We start from the raw sequence: 26,232 nt of genomic DNA, 5'->3' as shown, positions 1-26,232 counted from the left end.
TGCTAACTTTAACGTATGAATTACGCCGAATATATTGAAATTAACCCCGGAAAAAGGTTTGGTAAGCCAATTATTATCGGTACAAGAATCTCTGTTTATGATGTTTTGAGTTGGCTTTCGGAGGGAATGTCTACAGCCGATATTATTGCCGATTTTCCTGAACTAACAGAGGAGGCTATAAAGGCTTGCCTTTCGTACGCTGCAGATAAGGAACATAAATTAAGAGTTGTTTCGTGAAAATTTTGCTCGACCAAAATATTTCTTTCAGAGTTGTTCCCCTGTTGATTAACACATTTAAGAAAGTCGATTAGGTAAGAGCGTTAGGTTTAGAAGACGCCTCTGATAGCGAAATATGGAGTTACGCATTAGAAAACAAATATACAATTGTAACTTTCGATAGCGATTTTATTGACCTTGCAACACTAAAGGGGGCGCCGCCTAAAATAATTTGGTTACGTTTCGGAAATTCCTCTAATTTAAAAATAGCCAACAAGTTAATATATAACGCCGAATCAATATTGAATTTTATCGACCCAGCACAGGCAGATATTGCATTTCTAGAGATAACCTAAATAATTCAATACAAAATTCCGTTAAAAGTTCCCCCTTTAGGGGGCTAGGGGGCCTATCCCGAACTTCTCCGCCAACCCATTCAAGTCATCCACCACCGCATCAACCAGCGGTATACCATTCACTTTCCTGTGTGCTTTTGCTTCCAGTTCTGGCTCACCGGGAATAATGACTTTTTGGTCGGGGTCAACCGTTTTTGCCGATTTAAAGCGGTTTATCCAGTTATCCATATGTGATTTAAATTCGTCAATTGGACGAAAGCCGTCAACCCGCATAGCGCCAACAAAATGCCCAATGCCCAGGCCCACCGGGTCGGCGGGCGGCTGCAGGAAGGAAACAAATGGCGGCACCCAGGGGCCATAGTTAGCGCCGGATAGTACAGCCGAAAGGATATCGACAGTTGCACTTAAACCAAACCCTTTATGGCTGCCATGGTCTTTATCACCGCCTAAGGGTAAAAGCGATCCGCCTGATTTTAACGCGTGCGGGTCGGTGGTGTAATTGCCTTCGGCGTCCTGTATCCATCCATCCGGAACAGGCTTGCCTGCACGTTGTGCTATCTCAAGCTTGCCATTCGCCGCTGCCGAAGTAGCCATATCAACCACTACTGGCGGGTATTTGCCTGCCGGAAAAGCGTAACACATCGGATTTGTACCTAATAGCCGCTCGCTTGAATGAGTTGGCGCCACCAGCGGACTGGCATTGGTCATGGCAAAGCCGATCATGTTTCTTTCAACGGCCATTAAAGCGTGATAACCTGCTATACCAAAATGGTTGCTGTTGCGCACCGAAATCCAACCTGAACCGTATTGCTCCGCTTTTTCAATAGCCAATTGCATCGCAAAGGGAGCAACTATTAAACCCAGACCTGCATCGCCGTCAACGGTGGCCGTGGTGGGCGTTTGGTGCACTATCGTGATGTTGGGGCTGGTATTAATGCGTTTGCTCTCCCAAAGCCTTACGTAGCCAATCAGTCGGGCCACGCCGTGTGAATCAATGCCGCGTAAATCGGCCTGCAATAAAACATCGGCAGCCAGCTTGGCATGTTCGGCACTGCAGCCCATGGCGAGAAATATGTTTTCGGTGAAAGCGCGAAGGGCTGATTGGGAGATAAGCATGCGGCAAATATAAACAGTCTGTAAGATTTACGAAGTTTTATAAACTTCGTAAATCTGATACCCATTTTATAGTGAGTCCAATCGCTTCAATAATTCCAATCCATCATTCCACTCCCCGTACCCCGATGATACATTGATATGCCCTGCATCGCCAACATTAACCAGCTCACTGCCCCAGCTATCGGCAAAAAGTTTGGCGCGTTCGTAGGTTACAAAAAAGTCATTGGTGCTGGCGGCAACTATAGTTTTAAATGGCAGGTTAAATAACGGGACGGGTCTAAAGCCGGTTGTTCCCTGCGGGTAACTATCAGCCTCGGTATCGCTCGGCCCAACTAACAAAGCGGCTTTGATTTTAACATCAAATTTTAAGGCCCAGTATGCTATAGTTGAGCAAGCCAGGCTATGGCCAACCAAAATAACATTGGCTGGATTATGCTTTTTAACTTCGTTATTGATGTTTTCAATCCAGTCGGTGCAAAACGGGGCATCCCATTCTTTTTGCTCAACGCGCTTAAAATTAAATTTGTGCTCCCAAAGCGACTGCCAGTGCTGCGGACCTGAATTACCAAGACCGGGAATGATGAGGATGGTTGATTGAAAGGTCATTTGTGAAATATAAAATGGTTTATTTCTCCGTCAGCACCGTAAACTTAAAGTCAAGCGGCTCAAAAACGCGAACAAGTTTATCAATAAAACCCTGTCCCCATTTTACATAAAACAAACCGAAATTTTCGGTGCGTTCCTGCAGGCTGTCTTTCGGAAAAATGTCAGTTTTAATATGTTCCACCTGTTCCAGCCGGGTGTGATAATTGCGTTTTTCTGCTTTTATTAATTTCTTCTCTAAGTTGTCAATAGCATGTTTTAACCTTGCCTGCACGGCTTCTGTTGACGGGGCCAGTGTGTTGTCTATTTTGTACGCACGCAGCTTTAGTTTTTCAAAAACTGCGGTCAGCTCGCGCCACTCATCAGCCAGGGATAAAGTATGTTCGCTGTGCTTTTTTATCCAGTCGTTTTTTATCGCATCACTGCTTTTAAACAGGTCGGCTGGCTGCAAATCCATTTTGGCGATTTTTGATGCGGTTTCCTTTCCGATAACCAAACCCGAATTACGCAGTATAAGAATAGGGAAATCAACCTTATAATGGTCAAAGTTGGATTTAAGCTCCAGCCAGTAAACTACTTCCGCGCCGCCGCCAATGTAAGCAATGTTTGGTAAAATGCACTCCTGGTATAGTGGGCGCATAACCACGTTGGGGCTAAACCGTTCGGGGTATTGGGCAATCTCGGCTTTCAGTTCAGCCTCTGTAAAGCTAATTTCGGTATTCAATACTTTATAAGCGCCGTCCTCGAAAGTTATACGCTCACGCAGACCATCAAGCAGGTAAAAAAAGTTTATCTCGCGCGGGTTAACCTGTATGTGTACACCTAAATCATGCAGTTGTTTATTGGTAGCCTCAATATTCTTAAAGCTGTTTTGTTCGATGATGTCCTGCTCAATTATTGGTGCAAATGATTGTTTAAAGCGATGGTCATCTGCATCAATAATTACCAAGCCGTATTGGCCGAACAGGGCGTTTACCAGGTATCGGGTCGCATCGGCCAGTTTGTCGAATTTGGTGTATGCGGTTTCAACAATTTCAGCAAGTTCATCGGCGTGATGGTCGATACCAAGTGCACCCTTATACTGGTTGATTGCCTGCCGCATAGTATCCGGATTGATGCGACCGGTTGCACCTGAGGCTTCGTACCACCAATGCACTTTTTTGCCGCCAATGTTGGTGTAATTTATCTCCGCAAAATCATGGTCCTCGCTCGCCATCCAGTAAACAGGCACAAAATCTTTATCCGGGAAATGCTTTTTTAGCTGTTGTGCCAATTTAATGGCAGTTACAATTTTATAGATAAAATAGAGCGGGCCGGCAAATATGTTAAGCTGATGGCCAGTAGTAACAGTATAAGTATTGTTATTCGCGAGCCCCCTAACCCCCTGAAGGGGGAACTCTATGCTGCCGCTAAACTCGCTTAATTTGGCGTATTGATCTAGTAATACTTCAACCAAAATTTTCCGGTCAGCAACAACTTTTTTGCTTTTTAGGAGTTCGGCAAAGCCGTTAAAATCGGGGCGGCAACCATAAAAAGGGCGAAGCGCCGGGGCATCTTCAAGGTAATCGATAACGGTGGGGGAGAAGGCCCCTGTGTCTTTATAGTTTATACAGGCTGAGTCCATTGAATTTCGGATGTCGGATTTTCGATGTCGGATTTAACAGCGGCATCAAACAAAACCAAGCCGAATTTAGATTTTAAATTTCTAAAATCAAGAAGGCTAGCCTAAAACCTGTTTATTTTACAATATGTCCATAAAGGTCGAAGTCCTCGGCGGTATCAATTTGCACGTTTACAAAGCTGCCAATGGTGGCATAATCAACGGCTGCATTTATTAAAACCTCGTTATCCACCTCGGGCGAATCATATTCAGTACGACCGACAAAATATCCGCCGTCTTTCTTATCCACCAGTACTTTGTATGTATTACCTATCTTTTCCTGGTTTTTATCAAAGCTGATTCCCTGCTGAATTTCCATTATCGCATCAGCGCGTTGTTGTTTTACTTCATCAGGTACGTCATCCACCAACGAAAAGGCGTGAGTTTTTTCTTCATGCGAGTAAGTAAAACAACCTAACCGGTCGAACTTGGTTTCTTCAACCCATTGCTGCATTTCTTCAAAATCCTGCTCAGTTTCGCCGGGGTAACCGGTTATCAGCGTGGTACGCATGGCAATGCCGGGCATCTTATCACGGATTTCGTTAACCACATCAATGGTTTTTTGCTTGGTAATACCACGGCGCATTGATTTCAGCATATTATCACTGATGTGCTGCAATGGCATATCCATGTATTTGCAAATATTGTCGCGCTCGTTCATCACATCCAGGATCTCCATCGGGAACCCTGAAGGGTAGGCGTATTGCAGGCGTATCCATTCGATGCCGTTAACATCCGACAGGCGGCGAAGCAGATCGTCCAGGTTACGTTTGCCGTAAAGGTCTAGTCCGTAGTAGGTTAAATCCTGGGCAATCAATATCAGTTCTTTGGTGCCGTTTTTGGCAAGGGCCTGAGCATCTTTAACTAACTGATCAATCGGCTGGCTCAAATGTTTGCCGCGCATCAAGGGGATGGCACAAAACGAGCAGGGGCGGTTACAGCCCTCGGCTATTTTAAAGTAAGCGAAATGTTTTGGGGTAGTTAACAGGCGCTCGCCAATCAGTTCGTGTTTATAATTTGCGCCTACCGAACTTAACAGATTTTGCAAATCATTAGTCCCAAACCACGAATCGACATTCGTAATTTCGGCTTCCAACTCGGGTTTGTAGCGTTCAGAAAGGCAGCCGGTAACAATTACTTTCCCAACCTTGCCCTGTTCTTTAAGCTCGCTGTATTGCAGTATAGTATCTATCGATTCCTGCTTGGCATTATCGATAAAGCCGCAGGTGTTAATTACAATAATATCATTGCTGTTAACCTTTTCGGCTTCGTGCACCACATCGAATTGATTGCCTTTCAACTGGCCCATCAATATTTCTGAATCGTATATGTTTTTTGAGCAGCCAAGGGTAACCACGTTTACACGGGGTTTGCTTATAATTTCCGGCTTACTTATCGACTTTGTCCTCATTGCTTTCTCTACCATACGTCATTGCGAGGAACGAAGCAACCTCTAAACTATGCAGAGCGGCTCTGCACATCGGGGATTGCTTCGTTCCTCGCAATGACGGTATTATTTAATTTTATTGTTTAAACAGGCTGTTCACAAACCCTTGCCTGTCAAACAGCTGCAAATCATTCATGGCTTCACCCACGCCTATATATTTTACTGGTATCTTAAATTGATCCGAAATTCCTATTACCACACCACCTTTTGCAGTACCATCAAGCTTGGTTAAAGCCAGGGCATTTACATCGGTTGCTTCGGTAAATTGCTTGCATTGCTCAATGGCATTTTGCCCTGTCGATGCATCCAGCACCAGCAAAATCTCGTGCGGGGCGCCAGGCACCACCTTTTGCATTACATTTTTAATCTTGGTAAGCTCATTCATCAGGCCTACTTTATTGTGCAAACGGCCCGCAGTATCAATAATAGCTACGTCATCACCATTGGCCACTGCTGAGCGCAGGGTATCGTAAGCTACTGATGCAGGGTCGGACCCCATAGCCTGGGCCACAACTTTTACGCCAACACGTTCGCCCCAAAGCTGTATCTGGCTAACCGCAGCTGCACGGAATGTGTCTGCTGCACCTAATACTACTTTGTTACCGGCCAGTTTTAATTTATGGGCCAACTTACCAATGGTTGTGGTTTTGCCAACGCCGTTTACGCCAACCACCATTATTACATAGGGTTTTTGGGTGCCATATTCAAAACTGGTAAAATCGTTGCTGTTGTTTTCGGCGAGAAGTTTTTGTATTTCGTCCTTTAGCAGGCTGTTAAGCTCAGAAGTACTTACATATTTGTCGCGGGCAACGCGGGCTTGTATACGCTCGATGATCTTCAGGGTGGTTTTAACGCCAACGTCTGATGTAACCAGCACTTCCTCAAGGTCATCCAGCACATCATCATTAACAGATGACTTACCCGCAACTACCTTGGTTATTTTTGAAAAAAAGTTATCCTTGGTTTTTTCCAACCCGGTATCCAGCGCCTCTTGCTCCTGTGGCGTGCTTTCCTTTTTCTTGAAAAAATCGAATAATCCCATGTTTTTGAGTCTTAAGTCGATAGTCTAAAGTCCTAAGCCGCATATCCGATTTTCTGACTCCGGACTTAAGACTTCAGACTCAAGACTAACAAAAAAAGCCTTCCCGTGTAAACAAGATGGCTTTAATATCGTGGTCAAAAATTATCCTTATAATTTTCCGGCTATCGCATCCTTAACGAAATCGTTAGCTACGATTTGTGTTTTGAATGAGTAAGCACCTGTACGCGGCGACTTAGCCATTGTTATAACTTTTGAATATTCTTTGCCTTTACCTGCTACTTTCAGTGTTGCAACTACTTTCTTTGCCATGTTTTTTTAATTTTGAATTAGTGAGTTGGTGAATTAGTGATTTAACGTCGACTAATCAACAAATTACTTAATTTCTTTGTGAACAGTTACTTTCCTTAAAACCGGGTTGAATTTTTTCATTTCCAGTCTTTCTGTTGTGTTTTTCTTGTTCTTGGTAGTAATGTAACGAGACATACCAGGCATGCCGCTTGTTTTATGCTCGGTGCATTCTAAAATTACCTGAACCCTATTGCCTTTCTTAGCCATTTTCTTCTATTTATTGATTTAGCGAATGAGTAAATTAGTGATTTTGGACTTGCAGCTAAACTTAATCAACCACTCACCTAATCAACCAACAACCATCTACTAAATGTATCCTTTTTTTACAAATTTATTGATACACGCAGTGATACCATTTTTGCTGATAGTTTTAACAGCCGAAGTAGATACCTTTAAGGTAATCCATTTATCCTCTTCAGGAATATAAAACTTCTTAAGTTTTAAGTTTGGATGGAACCTGCGTTTTGTTTTAACGTTTGAGTTTGAAACGTTATTACCAACTAAAGATGCCTTTCCTGTTAAATCACAAATTCTTGACATGACGAAATCTTTTTAATTCTCCCTTTTTGTAAAGAGTTTGCAAATATCAGGATTTTAAGTGAAATAGGCAATACTGATTTAAATTATTTTTTCAAATTATTTTAAGGGGATAGTTTTGAACATTGCGAAAGTTATTAAGGCGCGAGTTTTACTCTATAAGTCGCCTGTTGAACCTGCCGTCATCTCTCAATAATATTCAATCTGCCGAACTATTGTTACATCTTCTGGTTTCCCGTTTGGTGATTTTCTGTGTCCTATACGTCTCGTCCAGTTGCCAATTTTATCAACGCCAGAATAATCAAAGTCCGTATGAAAGAGTAGGTTTCCGCTTTGCGCCCATATATCAAGTGAAATTAGCCTGTCGTTGCCGTCATATTTGTAAGTTCGTTTTTGTGTTAATATATTGCTCTTATCAAAACTGATGTATTCCACCATATTATTTTTATCATCATATTTATAGGTGCTCCTGAAATTCAAACTCCCGTTTTTAAAGTGGCTGCTATATTCAGCTAAAATCCCATTTTCATTAAATTTAGTGCTTAGTACCTGGTCACGCTCGCTACCAATGATTTCCATTTTTTTGCCATGTGCATCACTACTATTAATATACCTCTCTTTAAAGAGTGTTCCGCGCATTGTTTTTCGGTGATTTTCTGTAGTATTTCCATTTTCGTCGTACCACGTAGTGTCTGTTACCTCAACAATCGTTGTTCCGGGGATATAGTTTAATGCTATAACCTGTTTCACTTTTCCGTATAATACATCGTCATAAAACAGTGTCCTGATTTTTTGACAGTAACCGGTGTGTGCAAGAAGCAACATAACACTAATTGATAAATAAGTTACCTTTTTCATATGGTTCCGCTGATTATGTTAAAAGTATAAATTAAAAGGATACTATTTCCTGTTTGTAGATGAAATGCCAATAAGATCGAAAAAGGGCCTAAATAAAACTTCCTAAAATAATTTAAAAAGCCTTTATTTATTACCTCTTTTCTCGAAAAATGAGTAATTTTCACCCACCAAATTAGTAGACAATGAGAACTCCCTTACAGGTTACGTCTTTCGACGATTATAAGCAAGTTTATAAGCAAAGCGTTGAGCACCCCGAAGAATTTTGGGCCGGTATTGCCGAAAATTTTCAGTGGCGCAAAAAGTGGGATAAAGTGCTGGAGTGGAACTTTAAAGAGCCAAAAATTAAATGGTTCCAGGGTGCTAAGCTTAATATTACTGAAAACTGTCTCGACCGCCACCTGGAAACCCTTGGCGACAAACCTGCCCTGATATGGGAACCAAACGATCCGCATGAAGACCACCGCGTACTCACCTATAAACAACTGCACGATAAAGTTTGCCAGTTTGCCAACGTCCTAAAAAACAATGGCGCTAAAAAAGGCGACCGCATTTGTATCTACATGCCTATGATACCCGAGCTGGCCATAGCAGTGTTAGGCTGCGCACGTATTGGCGCCATCCATTCTGTGGTTTTTGGGGGCTTCTCGGCACAATCAATTGCCGACCGGATAAATGATGCCGAATGCAGTATTGTGATAACAGCCGATGGCAGCTTCAGGGGCAATAAAGAAATACAGCTGAAAGGCGTGATTGATGATGCGCTGGTTCAGTGCAAATCGATAAAGAAAGTAATTGTGGTGACACGTAGTCGTACGCCGGTATCGATGATAAAAGGCCGCGATGTTTGGTGGGAAGATGAAATTAAGAAAGTTGAGACTCAAGGTACCGTTGCCTGTCCGGCCGAAGAAATGGATGCCGAAGATATGCTGTTTATATTATATACCTCCGGCTCAACCGGCAAACCCAAGGGCGTGGTACATACCTGCGGCGGTTATATGGTATATGCAGGCTATACTTTCAGCAACGTGTTTCAATACCAGCCCGGCGAAGTGTATTTCTGTACGGCCGATGTAGGCTGGATAACCGGGCACTCCTATATTTTATACGGACCGTTATCACAGGGAGCCACAACTTTGATGTTCGAAGGGATACCAACCTTTCCGGATGCCGGTCGTTTCTGGGATATTGTAGATAAACACAAGGTAAATATATTGTACACAGCTCCTACGGCTATTCGCTCGCTAATGAGTTTCGGGCTTGATTTTGTAAAAAATAAAGACCTTGGCTCACTCAAAAAATTAGGCTCGGTAGGCGAACCGATTAACGAGGAGGCCTGGCACTGGTATGATGACAACATCGGCAAAAACAAATGCCCGATAGTTGATACCTGGTGGCAAACCGAAAACGGAGGTATCATGATATCGCCCATTGCAGGCGTAACCCCAACCAAGCCGGGCTATGCCACACTGCCACTGCCGGGCATTCAACCTGTTTTGGTGGATGAAAACGGAAATGTGATTGAAGGCAACGACGTAAGCGGCAACCTTTGTATCAAGTTCCCATGGCCGGGCATGCTGCGCACCACCTACGGCGACCATGAGCGCTGCCGTACCACCTATTTTGCCACCTATGAAAATATGTATTTTACCGGCGACGGCTGTCTGCGCGACGAGGACGGCTATTACCGTATAACAGGTCGCGTGGACGATGTGCTGAATGTATCCGGTCACCGCATTGGCACCGCCGAGGTGGAGAATGCCATTAATATGCACAGCAGCGTGGTTGAATCAGCCGTGGTAGGTTATCCGCACGACATTAAAGGACAAGGGGTGTACGCCTTCGTGATAAGCCCCGGTAACCACGGGGATGATGAACTGGCCCGTAAAGATATCATGATGACCGTACAGCGTATTATAGGTGCAATAGCCAAACCGGATAAAATCCAGTTTGTAACAGGCCTGCCCAAAACACGCTCCGGCAAAATTATGCGCCGTATTTTAAGAAAGATAGCTGAGGGCGATACCAGTAACCTGGGAGATACCTCGACGCTGCTTGACCCGGGTGTGGTGGAGGATATAAAGAAGGGGGCTTTGTAGGAAGAGAGTCAAGACGGCAAGAGTCAGGAATCAAGATAAAAAAACCGATAATGTTCCCTCTTGGCTCCTGACTCTTGATTTCTTGTCTCTTTCCCCTCAAACCTTATGGTGTTTTGGATGTTACTTAAATACATCTAAAATAAAAACATCATGAGCGATTTAAAAATAAGAGGCACCTGGAACGAGCTGAAGGGTAAAATAAAACAAGCCTACGGCGACCTTACCGACGACGATTTGGTGCGCGAAGAAGGCAAGGACGATGAACTGTTGGGTAAAATGCAAAAAAAGACCGGCAAAGGCCGCGATGAGCTGGTAAAATGGCTTAACGAATTATAGAAATACTAAGGGGCGAAAGGCCCCTTTTTTATTGTATTGGGTGCAGCTATCTAAATAATTTTGCGTCTGTTTGTATAGTTAATTAATGAACTATGCCTGTCAAAAGCCCGTCAGTAGCGCTTGTACCCGAGCAGCCTAAAAAAATTCAATACATCGATACGCTGAAAGTTCTGCTTACTATTTTAGTAGTGCTGCACCATTGCTTTATCACGTATGGCGCTCCCGGTGGGTGGTACTATAGCGAAAATGCTAAGAATGCGATTGCCATTGTGCCCATGACCATTTTTGTGAGCGTCAACCAGGCGTTTTTTATGGGCTTTTTCTTCTTCCTGTCGGCTTATTTTATAAAACCGTCGTATGACAGGAAGGGTGCAGCTAAGTTTATAACCGACCGGTTGTTGAGACTGGGTGTACCATTGGTTTTCTATTCGTTCATACTTTCCCCGCTGTTAAGTTACCTTGTTTATTACTTTGGATACGGGCAGCATGTTACTTACCTGGAATACCTCGGCGGTTTCCATCCGTGGATTGATTTTGGTGTGCTTTGGTTTGTCGCTGCATTGTTGTTGTTTACTTTGGTCTATGTGGCTGTACGAGCCTGCACTAAGAATTGGGTGCCAAAGCCGCTCGCAGCGCCTTCAGCAGGTGCAATTATGTTATTTGCGGCGGCAGTTGGCATAGCCAGCTTTTTTGTGCGCACCCGGCTACCGGTGGGCTGGGTGTTAAAGCCTTTAGGGTTTCAGCCCGCACACTTCTCGCAATACATTACGCTTTTTATTTTAGGGCTGGTGGGGTATAAAAATAACTGGCTAAATACACTCACATTTAAAACAGGGAAAAAACTTTTTTTCTTCTTTCTTTTTTTATTAATGTTTTTCCCGGTGTTTTATATCATCCAGACAAAATTCCATATGCCCGGCGAATGGTATTCTGGCGGATTTCACTTCCAGGCAATTTTATATGCTGTATGGGAGCAGCTTATCGGCTTTTCAATTATTACTGCGCTGTTGGTTTTTGGCAGAGAATTGTGGAACAGGTCATCACCTTTATTGGCAAAATTGTCCCGGTATACTTTCGCTGTTTATATTTTTCATCCGCTGGTAGTAATTTCAGCTTCACTTGCGGTGCATAACTGGAATATTGACCCTGTGCTGAAACTTTTGGTGGTTGCACCGGTTGCTGTTGTTGGCAGCTTTTTACTGGCCGGGCTGGTGGTATTGATGCCGGGGGTGAAGAAGGTGATATAGTGTAATTATCGGAATATCTTATTCAAATCAAAAGTAAACCCGGCCAATACCAGGGAATCAAGATGCTCCGGTTTTTTTGCTTTTTTATGTAAATAATATTTTCCGTCCATTAAAGCATATAATTCTATTGTTTGAACAATAGGGTCGATAATTACATATTCTCTTACGCCATATTTTTCGTAAACATCTTTTTTTTGTCGAAGGTCGTAGTAGGCATTGGATGGCGAAAGTATTTCTATGGTCAAATCGGGCGCACCTTCAATTTTGTTTTTAACGATATCTGCCTCACGCTCTGGCGTAATATATAGAAAGTCCGGCTGAAGTACATTTCCTTCATCAAAAACCACATCAACTGTACCGGCAGTGTAGCCTCCTATATTTTTAAGTTCTAAAAAATTAAGTATTAATTGCGACAGGCGCGCAACAATCGCTTGGTGAACAGGGTTCGCAGCTGGTGACATAACTAAATCATAATTAATTAATTGAAAAGGCGCACCTTCCTCCAGCAGCATATAATCAGCAACGGTGTATTTCTTTTTCTTTTCAACGGCAAGCATAAATCAAATATAACTAATTTTGTGCCAAATGACAAAAGCCAAACCCACTATACTTGTAGTAAACGACGATGGCATAACTGCCCCTGGTATTAAAGCCTTACTGGAAACCATGGCCGAAATTGGTCGTGTGGTAGTAGTTGCGCCGGATAGTCCGCAATCAGGCATGGGACATGCCATAACCATAGGTAAACCTTTACGACTTGATCCGGTTGATATTTACGAAGGTATTGAGATGTACCGCTGCTCAGGCACCCCGGTTGACTGCGTTAAGCTGGCAGTAAACAAGATATTTAAAGGTAAAAAGCCCGATTTATGTGTTTCGGGTATAAATCATGGGTTAAACAACTCCATTAATATATTATACTCCGGCACCATGTCGGCAGCGGTTGAAGGGGCTATTGAAAGCATCCCGTCAATAGGTTTCTCGCTTGATGATTATACCATGGATGCCGATTTTAGCCATTGCTTAAAATTTGTTAAGGAAATTGCACTGCAGGTTTTACAAAATGGTTTGCCTACCGCTACTTTACTTAATGTAAACTTCCCCGCAGGGCCACATATTAAAGGGATAAAAATTTGCCGACAGGCTAGCGCAAAATGGGCCGAAGAATTCGATGAGCGTACCGACCCGCACAAGCGCCCTTATTACTGGCTAACGGGCGTGTTTCAAACCAGCGACAATGGCGAAGATACCGACGTTTGGGCGCTCGAGCATAATTATGCATCGGTAGTGCCTGTGCAGTTTGATATGACAGCTCACCATGCCATCCCGGTTTTAAATAGCTGGGAATTTAACGTATAAGTAAATGCAATACAAAAATACCATGCTCATGGGCGTTCTGCTCGCCCTTCCGTTTCCGGCCATTGCGTGGTTGGTAGCATCTTTATTAAAAAACAATGTTGATCTCATCAACAAACCGGCGCTGCCATATGTTATAGCTATTGCTTTGAATTTATTGATGTTGCGTTTTACCGTTAAAAAGGATTTGGACAAAACTACAAGGGGGGTAATGCTGGCCACATTTGCTATTATGTTGGTATTGTTTATGTTTAAAGTACGCGCACGATGAAATATTACCTGGTAGCCGGCGAGGCATCGGGCGATTTGCATGGCGCAAGCCTGATGAAGGCCCTGAAAGAGTACGATAGCCAGGCTGGGTTCCGCTATTTTGGCGGCGACCTGATGCGGGCTGAAGGCGGTACACTGGTAAAACATTATGCCGACATGGCTTTTATGGGTTTCATTGAGGTGGTACTTAACCTGAATGCTATTTTACAAAACCTTAAAGCCTGTAAGCATGATATTACGACATGGCAGCCGGACGTATTGATATTGATTGACTTCCCCGGCTTTAACCTGAAAATTGCTGAGTTTGCCAAAGCGAACAACATTCTGGTTTGCTATTATATCTCACCTAAGGTGTGGGCCTGGAACCAAAAACGGGTTTTAAAAATAAAACGGATTGTCGATCACCTGTTTTGCATCTTGCCTTTTGAGGTTGATTTTTATAAGGGTTGGGGAATGGAGGTTGATTATGTAGGCAACCCGCTGCTTGATGCTGTGGCGGCATTTAAGCCGGATGAAAGCTTCGCGGGTAACCATCGTCTTCCTGCAAAAAAAATAATTGCATTGCTACCCGGCAGCCGCCGGCAGGAAATTAGTAGGCTATTGCCGGAAATGATTGCCGTTATCGAAAAGTTTCCAAATCATCAGTTTGTTATAGCTGGCGCCCCTTCGTTTACTGTCGATTATTATACACAATTTATTCGCAGCGAAAATATACCGGTTGTTTTTAATGCCACCTATGATTTACTCAACAACGCCGAAGCTGCTATTGTAGCATCGGGCACTGCCAATTTGGAGACTGCATTATTTAACGTTCCGCAGGTGGTGGTGTATAAAGGGCACCCTATATCTATAGGTATAGCCCGCATGGTGGTTAAAATAAAGTTTATATCGCTGGTTAATTTAATAATGAACCGCGAAGTAGTTAATGAATTGATACAGGCCGATTGCTCGGCCGAGAAAATTAGCGCGGAACTTGATGCGATAGTAAACAATACAGCATATCGCAAAAAAATGCTTGCAGACTATGACGAGCTTGACGTAAAAATGGGCAAACCCGGAGCCTCAGCTAAAACCGCAGAATTTATCATAAAATACGCCACAAAAAAATAGAGCCCTGCATATTGCAAAGCTCTATCGTCTTCATAGGTGATGTTGTTTACTGTTTTTCGGTAGATAGAATAGATATATGATGGTCAGGCCACAAACAAAGTGTTTTGCGTCATAGCCTGTTTCTTGCGCATTAAAAATGGGTTGCGGCCATAAATTCTTTTAAATCGTTAGCCAGCAAATTCTTAAGTTCATTATCAAACTTTGCCAGTATTTTGGTTGGGGCGGGTTTATTGTAAGTTTTCATGGTTAATGTCTTTAGTCTATTTGTTAGTTTTCCCGGTCTTATCGTCTTCACTTTCGGTTAAATTATCTTTTCGGCGTTTAGCTTCTTTATATTGCCGCAACAGTTGTTCCTTATCCCGCTCGTCCGAAGTGTTTGCCGGCTCAACAGGGTTCTCCCATTCTTTCTCTCCGCTTTCGCGATGTTTCCTGATATCGAGTGCCATCCTGTATTGCATTTGATATGTACTGTTCCAAATCAGTGCCAGAAAAATTAATGTAGCCGAAGTTATACATCAACATACAAACATGTTTTTTACAACTCGCTGAAAATCAACGTAAAATAAACAAACCGGTGTCGGAGTGAATTACATCGACCAAACCTTTCAGTGTTAAAATTTTAGTACAGTTGTTGTAAACAGTAGTCAAAAAATTAAGCGGTTGCGGGTTTTCCGGAAGTTCTGGTGTGGTTTGCAAAATGGATGATGAGCGTAATGATGGATAATGTTGCACCGGTAATACATACCCCTGTCCACTGGTAGTTTTTCCAGAGCTGTGTGGCAAACGAGGTGCCGATGGAACCACCAATAAAATAAGTAACCATGTAAATGGTATTGATGCGGTTGCGCGCTTCGGGCTTTAAGGCAAATATTATGGATTGATTTGAAATGTGGGTTGCCTGCACACCCATATCTAAAATAATTACGCCTATAACTAATCCAACAATACTATAGGCTGAGAAGTAAAAGATGATAAACGAGACCAGTATCAGCAATAAAGTAAAGCCCGATAATTTATACGCATCCATTTTATCACTCAACCTGCCCATTAAGCCGGCAGCCAATGCACCGAAAGCGCCAACAAGGCCAAATTCGCCTGCTACGCCGCTGCCCATGTTAAAGTTTTGTTTTAGCAGGAACACGATGGTTGTCCAGAAGGCACTGAAGCAGGCAAAACACAGTGCTCCACGCAAAGCAGCAAGACGCAATTTCGGTTCGTTCTTCACCAAATCTATAAGCGAAATCATCAGCTTTTTGTAGGTGCCTTTATATTCAGGCTCAACTTCTGGCAAAAACAGACCGATCATTAGCCACATCAGCAGCATTATCCCGGCGGCTATGTAGTACACAGCCCGCCATCCAAAATAGTCGCCAATGTATCCGCTAAACGTGCGCGACAATAATATACCTATTAACAGTCCGCTCATTATAACGCCAATTTTTTTACCGCGTTCGCTGGGCTTTGCAAGGTGCGCCGCCATAGGCACCAATAGCTGCGGAATCATGGATGCGGCCCCCAGGAAAAAGCTTGCCGCTACAAGTATATTAATTGACGGAGATAGCGCAGTTATTATAAGGGATAAAACAATAAAGGCGAAAACCACCATCATCAGGCGCTTGCGTTTTACCATATCGGCCAATGGTGCCAAAAAGAACATGCCGGTTGCATAACCAATTTGAGTAAGCATAGAAACCTGCCCGACTTTAGCCCTGGTAGTATGAAAAGTATTGGCCATGTCATCGAGTAATGGCTGGTTGTAGTACAGGTTTGCCACAATAAGGCCAGTGGCCACAGTCATTATCCATAAAGTTAGCGGTGTAAGTTCCGGGTGGTTTTTTGGATTGTGGCTGTTTTGCATTGCTTTATTTATCAATTATGCGCAAAAATGGCGAAGCATTTTTATTTTGATGTTTGGTTTGTGCAATATTTTATGACGGGGATGAACAATTATACACGTTTAACTCACCAAACGTATATGTAAATTGAAAGAATGACAGCTTTCTTGCTTGCTTGAGTGAATTTTTCACTTACGAACAGAGAAATAATCTTAAAAATCGAAAAAATATAAATTTCGCTTCCGTTTTTTGGTGATTAATTCGATATTTTGTTGAATTATGCTGTGTTTAATTCAACAAATATCTTGGTTTATGAATTAACATTAAGGTAATATTGCTTAAAATGCGCTATTTCGCGAGTTATATAGTGGAATTTTGTCCATTTTTTAGATAAAAAACGCCAGCGATCTGAAATTGATTAGATAAATTTGAAAAAAAACGAAAAATTATTATATTATTAATAAAATGTTTGTATTTTTGTAATGTGAATAAGGCGTAATTGATTTAACACGAAAAAATTACAATTTAATTACGATAATATAAAAAGATAGTGTTACTTTTACACCATCAAAATATTAAAAAAGTCTTCTCATAATTTAGGTTTATAATTGGTTAGAACGCGCCCCTGCCCATCAGGGGCGCTTCTTGTTTCGAACAATTTTATTTGCCGATTTTATAAGCCAAAACTATGTGCAACACGCAAACTAACAGTGCCGTAATTGTTTTTTTCACCGGCAAATGTCTTTGAGCTCGAGAAATTTTCATAGCGCAACCCAAAATCCCACGACTTAACCGTGTAACCCACACCCGGAGACCATATAAGTTTGGTGCTTTTAGGGATGCCAAACTCGCCATTTTTAAATGCGCCAAAATCGCTCAGTTCAAACCCTGCACCAGCTTCGCCGCTAAAATAGAAGTGCTGGCCCAAAAAGTACTTAAATCCAGCTTTTACCGGAATCATACCCATGGATGCGTATGTGCTTCGCGCTAAAAATTCGTAATAGCCGTAAAATTGACTTTAAATATCCCACTTAACGGGTGATGATAACGCGTAATTTTAAAAGTAAGTTTGCGATACATTAATGTAAATTGGGTCCGCATTAATTAAAACCAAGGTACTTATGAAAATTAAATCAGCTTATTTAGTTGTGTGCTTGCTTTGTCTGTCAGGATTTAAAAATCAGCCGGACTTTAACCAGTTTGCTGCCAAATTTGTAAAAGGCTACACTGCACTTAAAATTCCGCAACTGGAGCTCAGCTACGTTAATATGCTGAAACAAATCAAACCGGCCGACGAAATCAAAAAGCAAACAGATTTTTTTGAAGCGATAAAATCAGAACAGAAAAATATCAGCACAGCAGGCCTGACCGCCAGCCAAATGCAGGATTATGAATTGATTGCCTACGAAACCGATTTGAACCTTGAGCGACTGGCATTAGAAAAACAATGGACTGCCAATAAGCCCAAAGAAATTTCAGCTGCGGGTTTGCATTCTATACCTAATGGCAAGGCTTGGTACACATATTTTTTAAAAAACTGGCTAAGCGCAAACGTTACGCCGGACAATATTTACAAGTTTGGCCTTAGTGAGGTTGAAAGGGTAAAAGGACATATTGAAGCCATTCAAAAACAAAGCGGACTAAGCGAAGCTGCCTTTTACAAACACCTTAATGACAAAGAGTTTTTTATTGCCAACCCAAAGGAAGTACAAAAGCAGTTTGAGCACACTAAAGATATTGTTTACAACCACCTGGGCAATGTATTTAGTCCGCATAAAATACCGGCATTAAAAATTGAGCAGGGCGCCAACGCCGTAATGGCACAAACGCCGGGCTATTATGACAACAATGTGTTTTACTACAACCTGTTTGGCAAACCGTATAATAAACGCCAGTTCGACTGGCTCTTTTTGCATGAAGCGGTGCCGGGGCATCATTATAAGTCGTCAATTAATTCCGACGTTAAGCAATCAGGCGTGCACCAGCTTTTTTACTTTTTAGGCCTCGAAGAAGGCTGGGGGGCGTATGTGGAAGAACTGGGCAAAGATGTAGGCGTTTATAAAACACCGTACGATGAGCTCGGTAAATGGGAGTGGGATATTGTACGTTCGGTACGTGTACCTATGGATATCGGCCTTAACTATTACGGGTGGACAGACGAACAGGCGCTTGCCTTTTGGAAAAAGAACATTAAAAACCAGGACGACATAGCCCTGCGCGAAATTGCCCGTGTAAAACGCTGGCCGGCACAATGTATTACTTATAAATACGGCGCCGGCCAGATAATGCAATGGAAACAAACCTTACAAAAGCGGGAGGGCACAAAATTCAATATCAAAAGCTTTCACGACAGGATACTAAACCTTGGTTCACTCCCGGTATTTATGGTTGGCGAAAATGTTTTAAGAGCGAATTGATCTGATCGATCATTAATCTATTGCCGAAAAAAATTCACTAATTCACCAACTCACCCATTCACCAATTAATTAGTGTGCCTCTAACCAGTTTACACCCGTTCCAATCTCTACCATAATCGGTACAGTGGTTTTTATGGCGTTTTTCATGTTCTCCATAATAATGGGTTTCACTATTTCCACCTCGTGGTGGGGTACGTCAAACACCAACTCGTCATGTACCTGCATGGTCATGCGGGCATCCAGTTTTCGCAGGCAAAACTCGCCGTGGATGTTGATCATCGCTATTTTAATCATATCCGCTGCTGAACCTTGAATGGGAGCGTTAATGGCATTTCGTTCGGCAAAACCACGTACGGTTTGGTTAGCGCTGTTAATGTCGCGCAGATAGCGGCGGCGGCCCATCAGCGTACACACATACCCATGCTCACGGGCAAAGTTCATGGTATCGCTCATGTAGTTTTTTATGCCCGGGTATTGCGCAAAGTAGTTTTCAATAATCTCGGCTGCTTCTTTACGTGGTATGCCCAGGCTTTGCGATAATCCAAATGCCGACTGCCCGTAAATAATCCCAAAGTTTACCGCCTTTGCGTTCCGTCGCTGTTCGCTGCTTACTTCGTCAAGCCCGATGCCATACACTTTGGCAGCAGTTGCGGTGTGAATATCCAGGTTGTTTACAAACGCATCCATCATATTGGCATCTTTGCTTATTTCGGCAATAATGCGCAGCTCTATTTGCGAATAATCCGCAGATACGATGGTATGCCCGCTATCCCGTGGGATAAATGCCTTCCGCACCTCGCGGCCGCGTTCGGTTTTTATGGGGATGTTTTGCAGGTTAGGGTTGGTTGAGCTTAAACGCCCGGTTGCTGCTACCGCCTGGTTGTATGACGTGTGCACCCGGCCGGTTTTGGGGTTAACCATGGTTGGCAAGGCATCCACATAGGTCGATTTTAGTTTTTGCAGCTGGCGGTAATCTAAAATATCGCGTACGATATCGCTTTTTGCAGCCAGCGACAGCAGCACATCCTCCCCGGTTTGGTATTGGCCGGTTTTGGTCTTTTTGGCCTTCGGGTCAAGCATCAGTTTTTCAAAAAGCACCTCTCCCAGTTGTTTTGGCGATGCTATGTTGAAACGTACGCCAGCCTTTTCATAAACTATTTTCTCTAGTTTGGCTATGTCTGTTTCTAGTTCTTTCGAGAACTCACGGAGGGTGTCATGGTCTATTTTTACACCTTCGTATTCAATATCAGCCAATACGTAAATCAGCGGGTGTTCAATCTCGTGTATTAGTTTTTCGGCCTCGGCTTCTTTTAGTTTGGGCTCAAAAACGGTGCGCAGCTGCAGGGTGATATCCGCATCTTCAGCTGCATATTCCTTTATCTTTTCAATCTCCACATCGCGCATGCTGCCCTGGTTTTTGCCCTTGGCGCCAATCAGTTCGGTTATGGAAACCGGTTTGTAACTTAAATAATTTTCGCTCAGGATATCCATGTTATGGCGGGTATCCGGGTCGATAATGTAATGCGCCATCATGGTATCAAACAGGTCGCCTTTTACCTCAACATCATACCATTTCAGCATCAATATGTCGAACTTCAGGTTCTGCCCTGTTTTGCCGATTGATGTATCTTCCAGTACAGGCTTAAATTCGGCGACAATCTTCCTGATCCCTTCATCATCAACTGGTACGGGCACATACCATGCCTCGCTTGCTTTTACGGCAAACGAAAGGCCCACCAATTCGCAATTATTGGCGTCTGTACCCGTAGTTTCAGTATCAAAACAGAAATCTTTTTGCTGTTTCAGCAGGTTGATTAACTCTGCACGCTTTTCGAAAGTATCAGCTAAATGGTATTCGTGTGGTACGGTGTTGATGTTTTTGATATCAACCGGAACAGGTGGCTCGTAAATATCCTGCACATCGACCGACATGGTGGTGCGGCCTTCGGCAACTGCATTCCCAAATAGGTCGGTTTGGATGGATACTGCCTTTGTTTCGGTAATACTGAAATCGTCGCCAAAAACACGCCTGCCCAGCGTGCGGAACTCCAGTTCAGCAAACAATGGCTCCAGTAAATCTTTGCTTGGGGCGCACATTTCCAATCCCGCCTCATCCAGTTCAACAGGCACATTCAGGTTTATGGTAGCCAGCTTTTTCGACATCAGGCCCTGGGCAGCAAAGTTTTCAACGTTTTCGCGCTGCTTGCCTTTTAATTCGTGGCTATGGGCGATGATTTCCTCCATTGAGCCATATTGTTTTATAAGCAGCTTAGCCGTTTTTTCGCCAATGCCCGGGATACCGGGGATATTGTCAACTGCATCGCCCCAAAGCCCCAAAATATCTATCACCTGCTCTACGCGTTCAATTTCCCATTTCTCCAGCACTTCCTTTACGCCTAATATCTCCATATCGTTACCCATGCGGGCGGGCTTGTAAATAAATATGTTCGGCGATACCAGTTGCGCGAAATCCTTATCAGGAGTCATACAGTAAACCTGGTAACCTTTTGCTTCGGCTTTTTTGGCAAGGGTGCCTATAATATCATCGGCCTCGAAACCATCAGAAGTTATAAGCGGGATATTGAAGCCCAGTACCACTTTAAATATGTAGGGGAGGGCCTTGCTCAAATCTTCGGGCATGGCTTCACGGTGGCCTTTATAGTCTGCGAAGTCGGTATGGCGTTCGGTTGGGGCATCGGTATCAAATACCACCGCCATGTGGGTGGGTTTCTCTTTTCGTAAAACCTCGAGCAGTGTATTGGTAAAGCCCATAACCGCCGATGTATTAAACCCGTTTGATGTAAACCGCGGAGTTTTACTCAAGGCAAAATGCGCCCGGTAAATAAGCGCCATGCCATCCAAAAGAAATAGTTTTTTCATTGTATTTAAATGATTTCACCGATTGTTTTGATTACACAGATTTGCTACGCTTTAGCTAACCCGTTAACCATTTGAGTGAATTCAAAAATACAATTATGTTGTCGAGTAATTCAACAGTAATGCGGTTTTTTAAAATCAATGGTAATCAGTGTAATCAAAACAATCGGTGTAATCCTCTATTTAAAACTACATTGCGGCACATGATCATTAACCATTCCTGTAGCCTGCATGTGGGCGTAGCAAATGGTGGTGCCGAAAAATTTGAAGCCGCGCTTTTTCATGTCCTTGCTAATGGCATCGGATATGGGTGTACTGGCCGGAGTAAGCCCCGAATGATTATTGATTGACTTTCCATCGGGCATAAAGCTGTACAGATATTTATCGAACGAGCCAAATTTCTTTTGCACCTCAATAAACAGTTTCGCATTATTAATGGCCGCGAGTATTTTTAAACGGTTGCGGATAATGCCCGCGTCGTTCATCAAGCGTTCCACATCGGCATCGGTAAATTCGGCGACCTTCGTTACATCAAAATTTGCGAAGGCTTTTCTATAACCTTCCCGGCGGCGCAGTATGGTTATCCAGCTTAAGCCGGCCTGGGCCGATTCGAGAATAAGGAACTCAAATAAAGTATGGTCGTCGTGGACTTCCTTACCCCATTCTTCGTCGTGATATTTTATGTAGAGCTCGTCTGTTCCGGCCCAGCGGCAGCGGTGTATTTCTTTAGTTTCCATATCGTTATTTACGGTAATAATTTATAAAAATTGTCATTGCGAGCGAGGAACGAGCGCGGCAACCGCGAACTTTGCAGATCGGACTTGCATAGTTCGCGATTGCTTCGTTCCTAGCAATGACAACAATGTTAGTTCGCTTCGTTCAACTCATCCCAATATTCCACCGCTCTTCTATAATGCGGAATCACAATTGAGCCACCTACCAAATTAGCAATCATAAATACCTCATTCATTTCATCATGATTTACGCCTGCTTCGTGGCATTTGCCCAGGTGGTATTTAATACAATCATCACAGCGCAGCACCATCGATGCTACCAGGCCCAGCATTTCTTTCGTTTTTACATTAAGCGCACCGTCGGCATAAGTAGTGGTATCCAGCGCGAAAAAACGTTTGATATTAGTGTTCGACGACTCCATTATCCGGTCGTTCATTTTGGTGCGGTAGCTTTCAAAGTCGTCAATCAGCTTTCCCATAGGTGTTTATTTAGTGAATTAGCAAATTAGTGAATTAGTGAGTGGGTGAATTAGTGATTTATTTGGATTCGGATCTCATCGTTCAATTTCAGCGCCTAATTAATCCGGAATTTTAAGCGCAAGTTACAATATAGATTAAATTCATTTTTGTAATTTTCCTCTTTCAATTGTAAAGAAATAATCCATCTAAAATCAAACTTATGGAAAGCATTTCCCCCAACATTTTCACCCACAACATGCGCGAAACCGTTGCGTTTTATGACGCCTTAGGCTTTCAAATAGTAATGAACATGCCCGAAACCGGCGACAGATTCGACTGGGTGATGATGGTTAATGGCAGCGTTACTATGATGTTCCAGTCGTTCAGCAGCTTGGGCGAAGAACTGCCCGAGATAAGCCGGCAAAATGGCGCCTCACAATTGCTTTACATTAAAATAAAAAAGATACGGGAGTACTTTGAGAAGATAAAATACCAGGTAACTGTATTAAAGGGGTTGGAGATCACTTTTTACGGCGCCACCGAGTTTTCGATACTGGATAATAACAACTATGTGCTCACCTTTGCCGAAGACGAATAATGATTGAATTTACCCGCACTGACCACGTTAATATTTGTGTACCACCCGAAAAACTTGAAGAAGCAAGGCTCTTTTACCGGGATGTAATCGGCCTGCCCGAAAAATATCGCCCCGACGTTTTTGGCGCACCCGGTTACTGGTTCCAGGTGGCTGATATCGAGTTACATATTGGTATCGAACCACCGAAACCGCAATCGATACGACATATTGCATTCGAGGTGAAAAATCTTGATGCGGCGGCGAAACATTTGGAAAAACACAACGTACAAGTATTGCAGGAGGCGGTAATTCCGGGCCGCAACAGGTTTTCGTTCCACGATCCTTTTGGCAACCGGGTGGAATTGCTGCAATACATTGATTAATAGTGTTGTATATTAAATATAAAATTGTAGATTAGTTACCCGCAAACAAATAAAACGTACAGTTATGAAATTCATGTCGCCCAAAGTTCACGGAATAATAGATATACTGGTTTGTGTATTTTTACTGGCATCGCCAATAATTTTTGGCTTTACAGGCACCCTGGCAACTTTTACTTATGCATTGGGCGCGGCACACCTGGCGCTTACTTTATTAACCGACTCAACCATGGGACTGGTAAAAATTATCCCTGTAAGCATTCATGAACTGATCGAATTTGTTGTTGCCGTAGCCGTAATTATTTTGGCCTACACATTGTTCGATGGTAATGCCAACGGCAAGTTGTTTTACGTAATATTTGGCAATTGCCTGCTGCTGACCTGGCTGGTTACCGATTACCGCGGCGACAGTGTGCATAGCATGGCAAAATTATAATCGGATTTTTTTTGTAGAGACGCAATACTTGTGTCTCTGATAAATAAATAGTTTTTCTTTTCACAATGCGGGTTCCGAGACACAAGTATTGTGTCTCTACAGGTTTGACGCTATAGCGCCAACTCTATTGATGGGTCCCAGAAAACATTTTTAAAGTCCTGCACCTGGTCGTCAACAACTTTTACGCCCTCATTTTCAAGTAAAGTTTCCATCAAATTGCCGCCGAAATGAAATTTGGCTGTCAGCAAGCCCTGCCTGTTTACCACCCTGTGTGCCGGCACAGGCGGCTGTACCCTGCCTGCTGCCTGCATAGCGTATCCAACCATGCGCGACGAGCCCTTGGTGCCCAAATAAGCAGCAATGGCACCGTATGACGTTACCCGGCCTTTGGGTATCAGTCTGGCTACTTCGTAAACGCTATCGTAAAAATTCGGTTCAGCCATAATTGGTTAGATGCTTAACGCAAATATAAATAGTTCCCGGCAATTCGCCGGGTTCGAAGCGCAGGTCAGAACAGCGCTTTAATGATTCAATACCTACTCATTTTCCGATCAGATCACATCCCACAATTTGAGTAAAGCCGGATGTTGCTCTTGTTTTTGATCCGTCGGCTAAAGCCAGACGGCAATGAATGAAATATGATTGTTTGATCATTGCCGTTCCTTTTAAGGAACGGACCTCGAAAGGTGTGATGATGGCTTTACCCAAAAGTGTAAGAGCGATAATTTAGATTACAATTAGCCCGGTTGTTAGAGGGAGTTAACAGCCTTCGGAAACTTCAAGATCAATTGCGGATCAGGAATGTTTTTTTGGTAGATAACCTTTTCAGAAAAGCGGCAAACCCCGGGATAGTCGCCCTTTTTGCCTTCCATATCAAGCATAAGCTGAAAATGTAAGTGCGGCGGCCAATGGCCATTTTCATTCATCATGCCAAAGCTGCCTATCCTTTCATTTTTGCTGATAGGTTTGCCAATATACAATCCATCCAAACTTTCGGTATTTAAATGACCGTATAGGCTATAAAGCTTTAAGCCATCGAGCTGATGTTCCAGGATGATAGTTGGCCCGTAATCGCCAAAGTTATTGTTGTTTTGAAAGCTGTGGACAATTCCATCCAAAGGTGAATAAACCGCTGTACCAGCCTGTGCCCAAATATCAACACCCAAATGCAGGCGGCGTGGTTCGTCATCTGTATCAAAGTGTGCGCTGCGGGCATAAATAGTGCGGTGCTCCATGTAGCCGCCTACGCCATACCGGCACTTGTTATCACTAAGTTGTTGGTTTACCCAGGCGCTAAATTTAACGGTGTCCGAAAATGTAGCTTCGTCCAGTTCGGTGTTCGATGCCGTAAAATTGAAATGATAGAGCCTGTCTGACACAGCATCAAAATCCACCACTTTGCCGGTGGAATCTAAATGCGAACCAATATAAGCAGCTAACCGTTGGGTAGCGTCCATCTAAATTATTCGGTTTCGGGTTGCCGGTCTTCTTTGCTTATCTTATCAAAAATCTTATCCATGCGCTCCACGTATTCGCCGGTATCATCCACAAAAAACTCAAGTTGTGGTATTATGCGTACCTGGTCTTTTATACGTGCGCCCAGCTTGTACCTTATTTCGGATGCATGCGATTTGATGGTATGCAGCGCCAGCTGTGCGTTGTCATTCTTAAAAAAGCTTAAAAATACCCTTGCAATAGCCAAATCAGGCGTTACCCTTACCTTGGTTATGGTGATAAGCGTGTTTGGTAAATAGCTCATGCCCTCGCGCTGAAATATGGCGGCAAGGTCCTCTTGTATTACTCCTGCAAATTTTTGCTGACGTTTTGATTCCATGTTATTTTGTTGAGCAGAAAGCCCTAAGCAATCGTTATTTTATTTTTTCCCGCGTTTAACTAGTCTCTATTCTCCAATCGCTAAT

General features: G+C 43.2%; 30 protein-coding genes and 1 pseudogene. 12 read left to right on the top strand and 19 right to left on the bottom strand.

All coding sequences use genetic code 11. The features are described from left to right. Positions 1-15 precede the first annotated feature (15 nt). Together NAF19_RS10595 and NAF19_RS30740 are read left to right on the top strand one after the other, a co-directional pair. Entirely contained in the window at positions 16-237 is a 222-nt protein-coding gene (locus tag NAF19_RS10595; protein ID WP_252790015.1) for a DUF433 domain-containing protein, read from the top strand. An 86-nt stretch (positions 238-323) separates the two neighbouring features. Continuing rightward, positions 324-572, top strand: a pseudogene (locus NAF19_RS30740) (DUF5615 family PIN-like protein); the annotation flags it as partial. A 36-nt stretch (positions 573-608) separates the two neighbouring features. Here NAF19_RS30740 and NAF19_RS10590 read toward each other — a convergent pair. The 9 genes from NAF19_RS10590 to NAF19_RS10550 form a co-directional block, all read right to left on the bottom strand. Then, on the bottom strand, positions 609-1,688 hold the full coding sequence (locus NAF19_RS10590) for an Ldh family oxidoreductase (protein ID WP_252790014.1): 1,080 nt from the start codon (positions 1,686-1,688) through the stop codon (positions 609-611). A gap of 66 nt (positions 1,689-1,754) precedes the next feature. After that, positions 1,755-2,294 (bottom strand): RBBP9/YdeN family alpha/beta hydrolase, encoded by a 540-nt coding sequence (locus tag NAF19_RS10585; protein ID WP_252790013.1) that lies wholly within the window; start codon positions 2,292-2,294, stop codon positions 1,755-1,757. 19 nt (positions 2,295-2,313) lie between these two features. Next, the gene (bshC, locus tag NAF19_RS10580) at positions 2,314-3,915 is read right to left on the bottom strand and encodes a bacillithiol biosynthesis cysteine-adding enzyme BshC (RefSeq protein ID WP_252790012.1); all 1,602 of its coding nucleotides are present in this window, start codon (positions 3,913-3,915) and stop codon (positions 2,314-2,316) included. A gap of 112 nt (positions 3,916-4,027) precedes the next feature. Next, the gene (rimO, locus tag NAF19_RS10575) at positions 4,028-5,362 is read right to left on the bottom strand and encodes a 30S ribosomal protein S12 methylthiotransferase RimO (RefSeq protein ID WP_252790192.1); all 1,335 of its coding nucleotides are present in this window, start codon (positions 5,360-5,362) and stop codon (positions 4,028-4,030) included. 112 nt (positions 5,363-5,474) lie between these two features. Then, entirely contained in the window at positions 5,475-6,440 is a 966-nt protein-coding gene (gene ftsY, locus NAF19_RS10570; protein WP_252790011.1) for a signal recognition particle-docking protein FtsY, read from the bottom strand. Between the two features lie 147 nt (positions 6,441-6,587). Next, complete coding sequence (locus tag NAF19_RS10565) at positions 6,588-6,749, bottom strand: DUF4295 domain-containing protein (protein ID WP_252790010.1); 162 nt, start codon at positions 6,747-6,749, stop codon at positions 6,588-6,590. Between the two features lie 63 nt (positions 6,750-6,812). Then, entirely contained in the window at positions 6,813-6,995 is a 183-nt protein-coding gene (rpmG, locus tag NAF19_RS10560) for a 50S ribosomal protein L33 (RefSeq protein WP_067063463.1), read from the bottom strand. Positions 6,996-7,094: 99 nt separating this feature from the next. Next, positions 7,095-7,328 (bottom strand): 50S ribosomal protein L28, encoded by a 234-nt coding sequence (gene rpmB / locus NAF19_RS10555; RefSeq protein ID WP_096355826.1) that lies wholly within the window; start codon positions 7,326-7,328, stop codon positions 7,095-7,097. A 186-nt stretch (positions 7,329-7,514) separates the two neighbouring features. Beyond that, positions 7,515-8,150, bottom strand: coding sequence for a hypothetical protein (locus NAF19_RS10550; protein WP_252790009.1), 636 nt, complete (start codon positions 8,148-8,150; stop codon positions 7,515-7,517). A 215-nt stretch (positions 8,151-8,365) separates the two neighbouring features. Here NAF19_RS10550 and acs point away from each other — a divergent pair, with 215 nt between their 5' ends. The 3 genes from acs to NAF19_RS10535 all read left to right on the top strand — a co-directional run bounded on the left by acs (position 8,366) and on the right by NAF19_RS10535 (position 11,862). Beyond that, the gene (gene acs, locus NAF19_RS10545; protein WP_252790008.1) at positions 8,366-10,279 is read left to right on the top strand and encodes an acetate--CoA ligase; all 1,914 of its coding nucleotides are present in this window, start codon (positions 8,366-8,368) and stop codon (positions 10,277-10,279) included. A gap of 150 nt (positions 10,280-10,429) precedes the next feature. Next, positions 10,430-10,615: a CsbD family protein gene (locus tag NAF19_RS10540; protein WP_252790007.1), complete on the top strand. Its 186-nt coding sequence runs from the start codon at positions 10,430-10,432 to the stop codon at positions 10,613-10,615. Between the two features lie 92 nt (positions 10,616-10,707). Beyond that, on the top strand, positions 10,708-11,862 hold the full coding sequence (locus NAF19_RS10535) for an acyltransferase family protein (protein WP_252790006.1): 1,155 nt from the start codon (positions 10,708-10,710) through the stop codon (positions 11,860-11,862). Between the two features lie 5 nt (positions 11,863-11,867). Here NAF19_RS10535 and NAF19_RS10530 read toward each other — a convergent pair whose 3' ends face one another. Further along, positions 11,868-12,419, bottom strand: a complete 552-nt coding sequence (locus tag NAF19_RS10530; protein ID WP_252790005.1) for a Uma2 family endonuclease — start codon at positions 12,417-12,419, stop codon at positions 11,868-11,870. A 28-nt stretch (positions 12,420-12,447) separates the two neighbouring features. On the opposite strand from NAF19_RS10530, the gene surE reads away from it, so the two are divergent. Genes surE through lpxB form a run of 3 tightly spaced genes read left to right on the top strand, consistent with a single transcriptional unit; the run spans position 12,448 to position 14,598 of the window. Beyond that, entirely contained in the window at positions 12,448-13,221 is a 774-nt protein-coding gene (gene surE, locus NAF19_RS10525; RefSeq protein WP_252790004.1) for a 5'/3'-nucleotidase SurE, read from the top strand. A gap of 4 nt (positions 13,222-13,225) precedes the next feature. After that, positions 13,226-13,489: a hypothetical protein gene (locus NAF19_RS10520; RefSeq protein ID WP_252790003.1), complete on the top strand. Its 264-nt coding sequence runs from the start codon at positions 13,226-13,228 to the stop codon at positions 13,487-13,489. Then, a complete protein-coding gene (gene lpxB, locus NAF19_RS10515) occupies positions 13,486-14,598 on the top strand; it encodes a lipid-A-disaccharide synthase (RefSeq protein ID WP_252790002.1) in 1,113 nt (370 codons plus the stop codon). The genes NAF19_RS10520 and lpxB overlap by 4 nt, the downstream gene beginning before the upstream one ends. Before the next feature lie 260 nt (positions 14,599-14,858). Here lpxB and NAF19_RS10510 read toward each other — a convergent pair whose 3' ends face one another. The 3 genes from NAF19_RS10510 to NAF19_RS10500 form a co-directional block, all read right to left on the bottom strand. Further along, the gene (locus tag NAF19_RS10510; RefSeq protein ID WP_252790001.1) at positions 14,859-15,044 is read right to left on the bottom strand and encodes a hypothetical protein; all 186 of its coding nucleotides are present in this window, start codon (positions 15,042-15,044) and stop codon (positions 14,859-14,861) included. 206 nt (positions 15,045-15,250) lie between these two features. Then, the gene (locus tag NAF19_RS10505) at positions 15,251-16,456 is read right to left on the bottom strand and encodes an MFS transporter (RefSeq protein WP_252790000.1); all 1,206 of its coding nucleotides are present in this window, start codon (positions 16,454-16,456) and stop codon (positions 15,251-15,253) included. 650 nt (positions 16,457-17,106) lie between these two features. Continuing rightward, complete coding sequence (locus tag NAF19_RS10500; RefSeq protein ID WP_252789999.1) at positions 17,107-17,394, bottom strand: hypothetical protein; 288 nt, start codon at positions 17,392-17,394, stop codon at positions 17,107-17,109. A gap of 160 nt (positions 17,395-17,554) precedes the next feature. Between NAF19_RS10500 and NAF19_RS10495 the strand changes: the two genes are divergently transcribed. Further along, positions 17,555-18,850 carry a DUF885 domain-containing protein gene (locus NAF19_RS10495; protein ID WP_252789998.1) on the top strand — a complete coding sequence of 432 codons (1,296 nt, stop codon included), beginning with the start codon at positions 17,555-17,557 and terminating at the stop codon, positions 18,848-18,850. Positions 18,851-18,919: 69 nt separating this feature from the next. On the opposite strand, the gene polA is transcribed toward NAF19_RS10495, so the two are convergent. From polA to NAF19_RS10480, 3 genes are all read right to left on the bottom strand, one after another. Then, on the bottom strand, positions 18,920-21,730 hold the full coding sequence (gene polA / locus NAF19_RS10490; protein WP_252789997.1) for a DNA polymerase I: 2,811 nt from the start codon (positions 21,728-21,730) through the stop codon (positions 18,920-18,922). A 176-nt stretch (positions 21,731-21,906) separates the two neighbouring features. Continuing rightward, positions 21,907-22,464, bottom strand: coding sequence for a DNA-3-methyladenine glycosylase I (locus NAF19_RS10485; RefSeq protein WP_252789996.1), 558 nt, complete (start codon positions 22,462-22,464; stop codon positions 21,907-21,909). A 128-nt stretch (positions 22,465-22,592) separates the two neighbouring features. Continuing rightward, positions 22,593-22,940, bottom strand: a complete 348-nt coding sequence (locus NAF19_RS10480) for a carboxymuconolactone decarboxylase family protein (RefSeq protein WP_252789995.1) — start codon at positions 22,938-22,940, stop codon at positions 22,593-22,595. Positions 22,941-23,140: 200 nt separating this feature from the next. Between NAF19_RS10480 and NAF19_RS10475 the strand changes: the two genes are divergently transcribed. The 3 genes from NAF19_RS10475 (at position 23,141) to NAF19_RS10465 (ending at position 24,313) form a co-directional block, all read left to right on the top strand. Further along, the gene (locus NAF19_RS10475; RefSeq protein ID WP_252789994.1) at positions 23,141-23,518 is read left to right on the top strand and encodes a VOC family protein; all 378 of its coding nucleotides are present in this window, start codon (positions 23,141-23,143) and stop codon (positions 23,516-23,518) included. Beyond that, positions 23,518-23,880, top strand: coding sequence for a VOC family protein (locus tag NAF19_RS10470; RefSeq protein WP_252789993.1), 363 nt, complete (start codon positions 23,518-23,520; stop codon positions 23,878-23,880). Before NAF19_RS10475 ends, NAF19_RS10470 begins: the two co-directional genes overlap by 1 nt. Before the next feature lie 64 nt (positions 23,881-23,944). After that, complete coding sequence (locus tag NAF19_RS10465) at positions 23,945-24,313, top strand: hypothetical protein (RefSeq protein WP_252789992.1); 369 nt, start codon at positions 23,945-23,947, stop codon at positions 24,311-24,313. A gap of 110 nt (positions 24,314-24,423) precedes the next feature. On the opposite strand, the gene NAF19_RS10460 is transcribed toward NAF19_RS10465, so the two are convergent. The 3 genes from NAF19_RS10460 to rbfA all read right to left on the bottom strand — a co-directional run bounded on the left by NAF19_RS10460 (position 24,424) and on the right by rbfA (position 26,147). Continuing rightward, positions 24,424-24,756 (bottom strand): MGMT family protein, encoded by a 333-nt coding sequence (locus NAF19_RS10460; RefSeq protein WP_252789991.1) that lies wholly within the window; start codon positions 24,754-24,756, stop codon positions 24,424-24,426. A gap of 306 nt (positions 24,757-25,062) precedes the next feature. Beyond that, positions 25,063-25,770, bottom strand: a complete 708-nt coding sequence (locus NAF19_RS10455; RefSeq protein ID WP_252789990.1) for a peptidoglycan DD-metalloendopeptidase family protein — start codon at positions 25,768-25,770, stop codon at positions 25,063-25,065. A 5-nt stretch (positions 25,771-25,775) separates the two neighbouring features. After that, positions 25,776-26,147: a 30S ribosome-binding factor RbfA gene (rbfA, locus tag NAF19_RS10450; RefSeq protein WP_252789989.1), complete on the bottom strand. Its 372-nt coding sequence runs from the start codon at positions 26,145-26,147 to the stop codon at positions 25,776-25,778. Between the last annotated feature and the right edge of the window lie 85 nt (positions 26,148-26,232).

The sequence above is a fragment of the Mucilaginibacter flavidus genome (genome assembly GCF_024055575.1).
GTDB classification, from domain to species: Bacteria; Bacteroidota; Bacteroidia; order Sphingobacteriales; family Sphingobacteriaceae; genus Mucilaginibacter; species Mucilaginibacter flavidus.
The sequence above is the reverse complement of the archived record's forward strand: the minus strand, read 5'-3'. Positions and strand labels throughout refer to the sequence as shown.

Excerpts from the sequence above, each read along its gene's own strand:
- NAF19_RS10595 (WP_252790015.1), top strand. The coding sequence starts at position 16 with ATGAATTACGCCGAATATATTGAAATTAACCCCGGAAAAAGGTTTGGT.
- NAF19_RS10590 (WP_252790014.1), bottom strand. The coding sequence starts at position 1,688 with ATGCTTATCTCCCAATCAGCCCTTCGCGCTTTCACCGAAAACATATTT.
- NAF19_RS10585 (WP_252790013.1), bottom strand. The coding sequence starts at position 2,294 with ATGACCTTTCAATCAACCATCCTCATCATTCCCGGTCTTGGTAATTCA.
- bshC (WP_252790012.1), bottom strand. The coding sequence starts at position 3,915 with ATGGACTCAGCCTGTATAAACTATAAAGACACAGGGGCCTTCTCCCCC.
- rimO (WP_252790192.1), bottom strand. The coding sequence starts at position 5,362 with ATGAGGACAAAGTCGATAAGTAAGCCGGAAATTATAAGCAAACCCCGT.
- ftsY (WP_252790011.1), bottom strand. The coding sequence starts at position 6,440 with ATGGGATTATTCGATTTTTTCAAGAAAAAGGAAAGCACGCCACAGGAG.
- NAF19_RS10565 (WP_252790010.1), bottom strand. The coding sequence starts at position 6,749 with ATGGCAAAGAAAGTAGTTGCAACACTGAAAGTAGCAGGTAAAGGCAAA.
- rpmG (WP_067063463.1), bottom strand. The coding sequence starts at position 6,995 with ATGGCTAAGAAAGGCAATAGGGTTCAGGTAATTTTAGAATGCACCGAG.
- rpmB (WP_096355826.1), bottom strand. The coding sequence starts at position 7,328 with ATGTCAAGAATTTGTGATTTAACAGGAAAGGCATCTTTAGTTGGTAAT.
- NAF19_RS10550 (WP_252790009.1), bottom strand. The coding sequence starts at position 8,150 with ATGTTGCTTCTTGCACACACCGGTTACTGTCAAAAAATCAGGACACTG.
- acs (WP_252790008.1), top strand. The coding sequence starts at position 8,366 with ATGAGAACTCCCTTACAGGTTACGTCTTTCGACGATTATAAGCAAGTT.
- NAF19_RS10540 (WP_252790007.1), top strand. The coding sequence starts at position 10,430 with ATGAGCGATTTAAAAATAAGAGGCACCTGGAACGAGCTGAAGGGTAAA.
- NAF19_RS10535 (WP_252790006.1), top strand. The coding sequence starts at position 10,708 with ATGCCTGTCAAAAGCCCGTCAGTAGCGCTTGTACCCGAGCAGCCTAAA.
- NAF19_RS10530 (WP_252790005.1), bottom strand. The coding sequence starts at position 12,419 with ATGCTTGCCGTTGAAAAGAAAAAGAAATACACCGTTGCTGATTATATG.
- surE (WP_252790004.1), top strand. The coding sequence starts at position 12,448 with ATGACAAAAGCCAAACCCACTATACTTGTAGTAAACGACGATGGCATA.
- NAF19_RS10520 (WP_252790003.1), top strand. The coding sequence starts at position 13,226 with ATGCAATACAAAAATACCATGCTCATGGGCGTTCTGCTCGCCCTTCCG.
- lpxB (WP_252790002.1), top strand. The coding sequence starts at position 13,486 with ATGAAATATTACCTGGTAGCCGGCGAGGCATCGGGCGATTTGCATGGC.
- NAF19_RS10510 (WP_252790001.1), bottom strand. The coding sequence starts at position 15,044 with ATGGCACTCGATATCAGGAAACATCGCGAAAGCGGAGAGAAAGAATGG.
- NAF19_RS10505 (WP_252790000.1), bottom strand. The coding sequence starts at position 16,456 with ATGCAAAACAGCCACAATCCAAAAAACCACCCGGAACTTACACCGCTA.
- NAF19_RS10500 (WP_252789999.1), bottom strand. The coding sequence starts at position 17,394 with ATGATTCCGGTAAAAGCTGGATTTAAGTACTTTTTGGGCCAGCACTTC.
- NAF19_RS10495 (WP_252789998.1), top strand. The coding sequence starts at position 17,555 with ATGAAAATTAAATCAGCTTATTTAGTTGTGTGCTTGCTTTGTCTGTCA.
- polA (WP_252789997.1), bottom strand. The coding sequence starts at position 21,730 with ATGAAAAAACTATTTCTTTTGGATGGCATGGCGCTTATTTACCGGGCG.
- NAF19_RS10485 (WP_252789996.1), bottom strand. The coding sequence starts at position 22,464 with ATGGAAACTAAAGAAATACACCGCTGCCGCTGGGCCGGAACAGACGAG.
- NAF19_RS10480 (WP_252789995.1), bottom strand. The coding sequence starts at position 22,940 with ATGGGAAAGCTGATTGACGACTTTGAAAGCTACCGCACCAAAATGAAC.
- NAF19_RS10475 (WP_252789994.1), top strand. The coding sequence starts at position 23,141 with ATGGAAAGCATTTCCCCCAACATTTTCACCCACAACATGCGCGAAACC.
- NAF19_RS10470 (WP_252789993.1), top strand. The coding sequence starts at position 23,518 with ATGATTGAATTTACCCGCACTGACCACGTTAATATTTGTGTACCACCC.
- NAF19_RS10465 (WP_252789992.1), top strand. The coding sequence starts at position 23,945 with ATGAAATTCATGTCGCCCAAAGTTCACGGAATAATAGATATACTGGTT.
- NAF19_RS10460 (WP_252789991.1), bottom strand. The coding sequence starts at position 24,756 with ATGGCTGAACCGAATTTTTACGATAGCGTTTACGAAGTAGCCAGACTG.
- NAF19_RS10455 (WP_252789990.1), bottom strand. The coding sequence starts at position 25,770 with ATGGACGCTACCCAACGGTTAGCTGCTTATATTGGTTCGCATTTAGAT.
- rbfA (WP_252789989.1), bottom strand. The coding sequence starts at position 26,147 with ATGGAATCAAAACGTCAGCAAAAATTTGCAGGAGTAATACAAGAGGAC.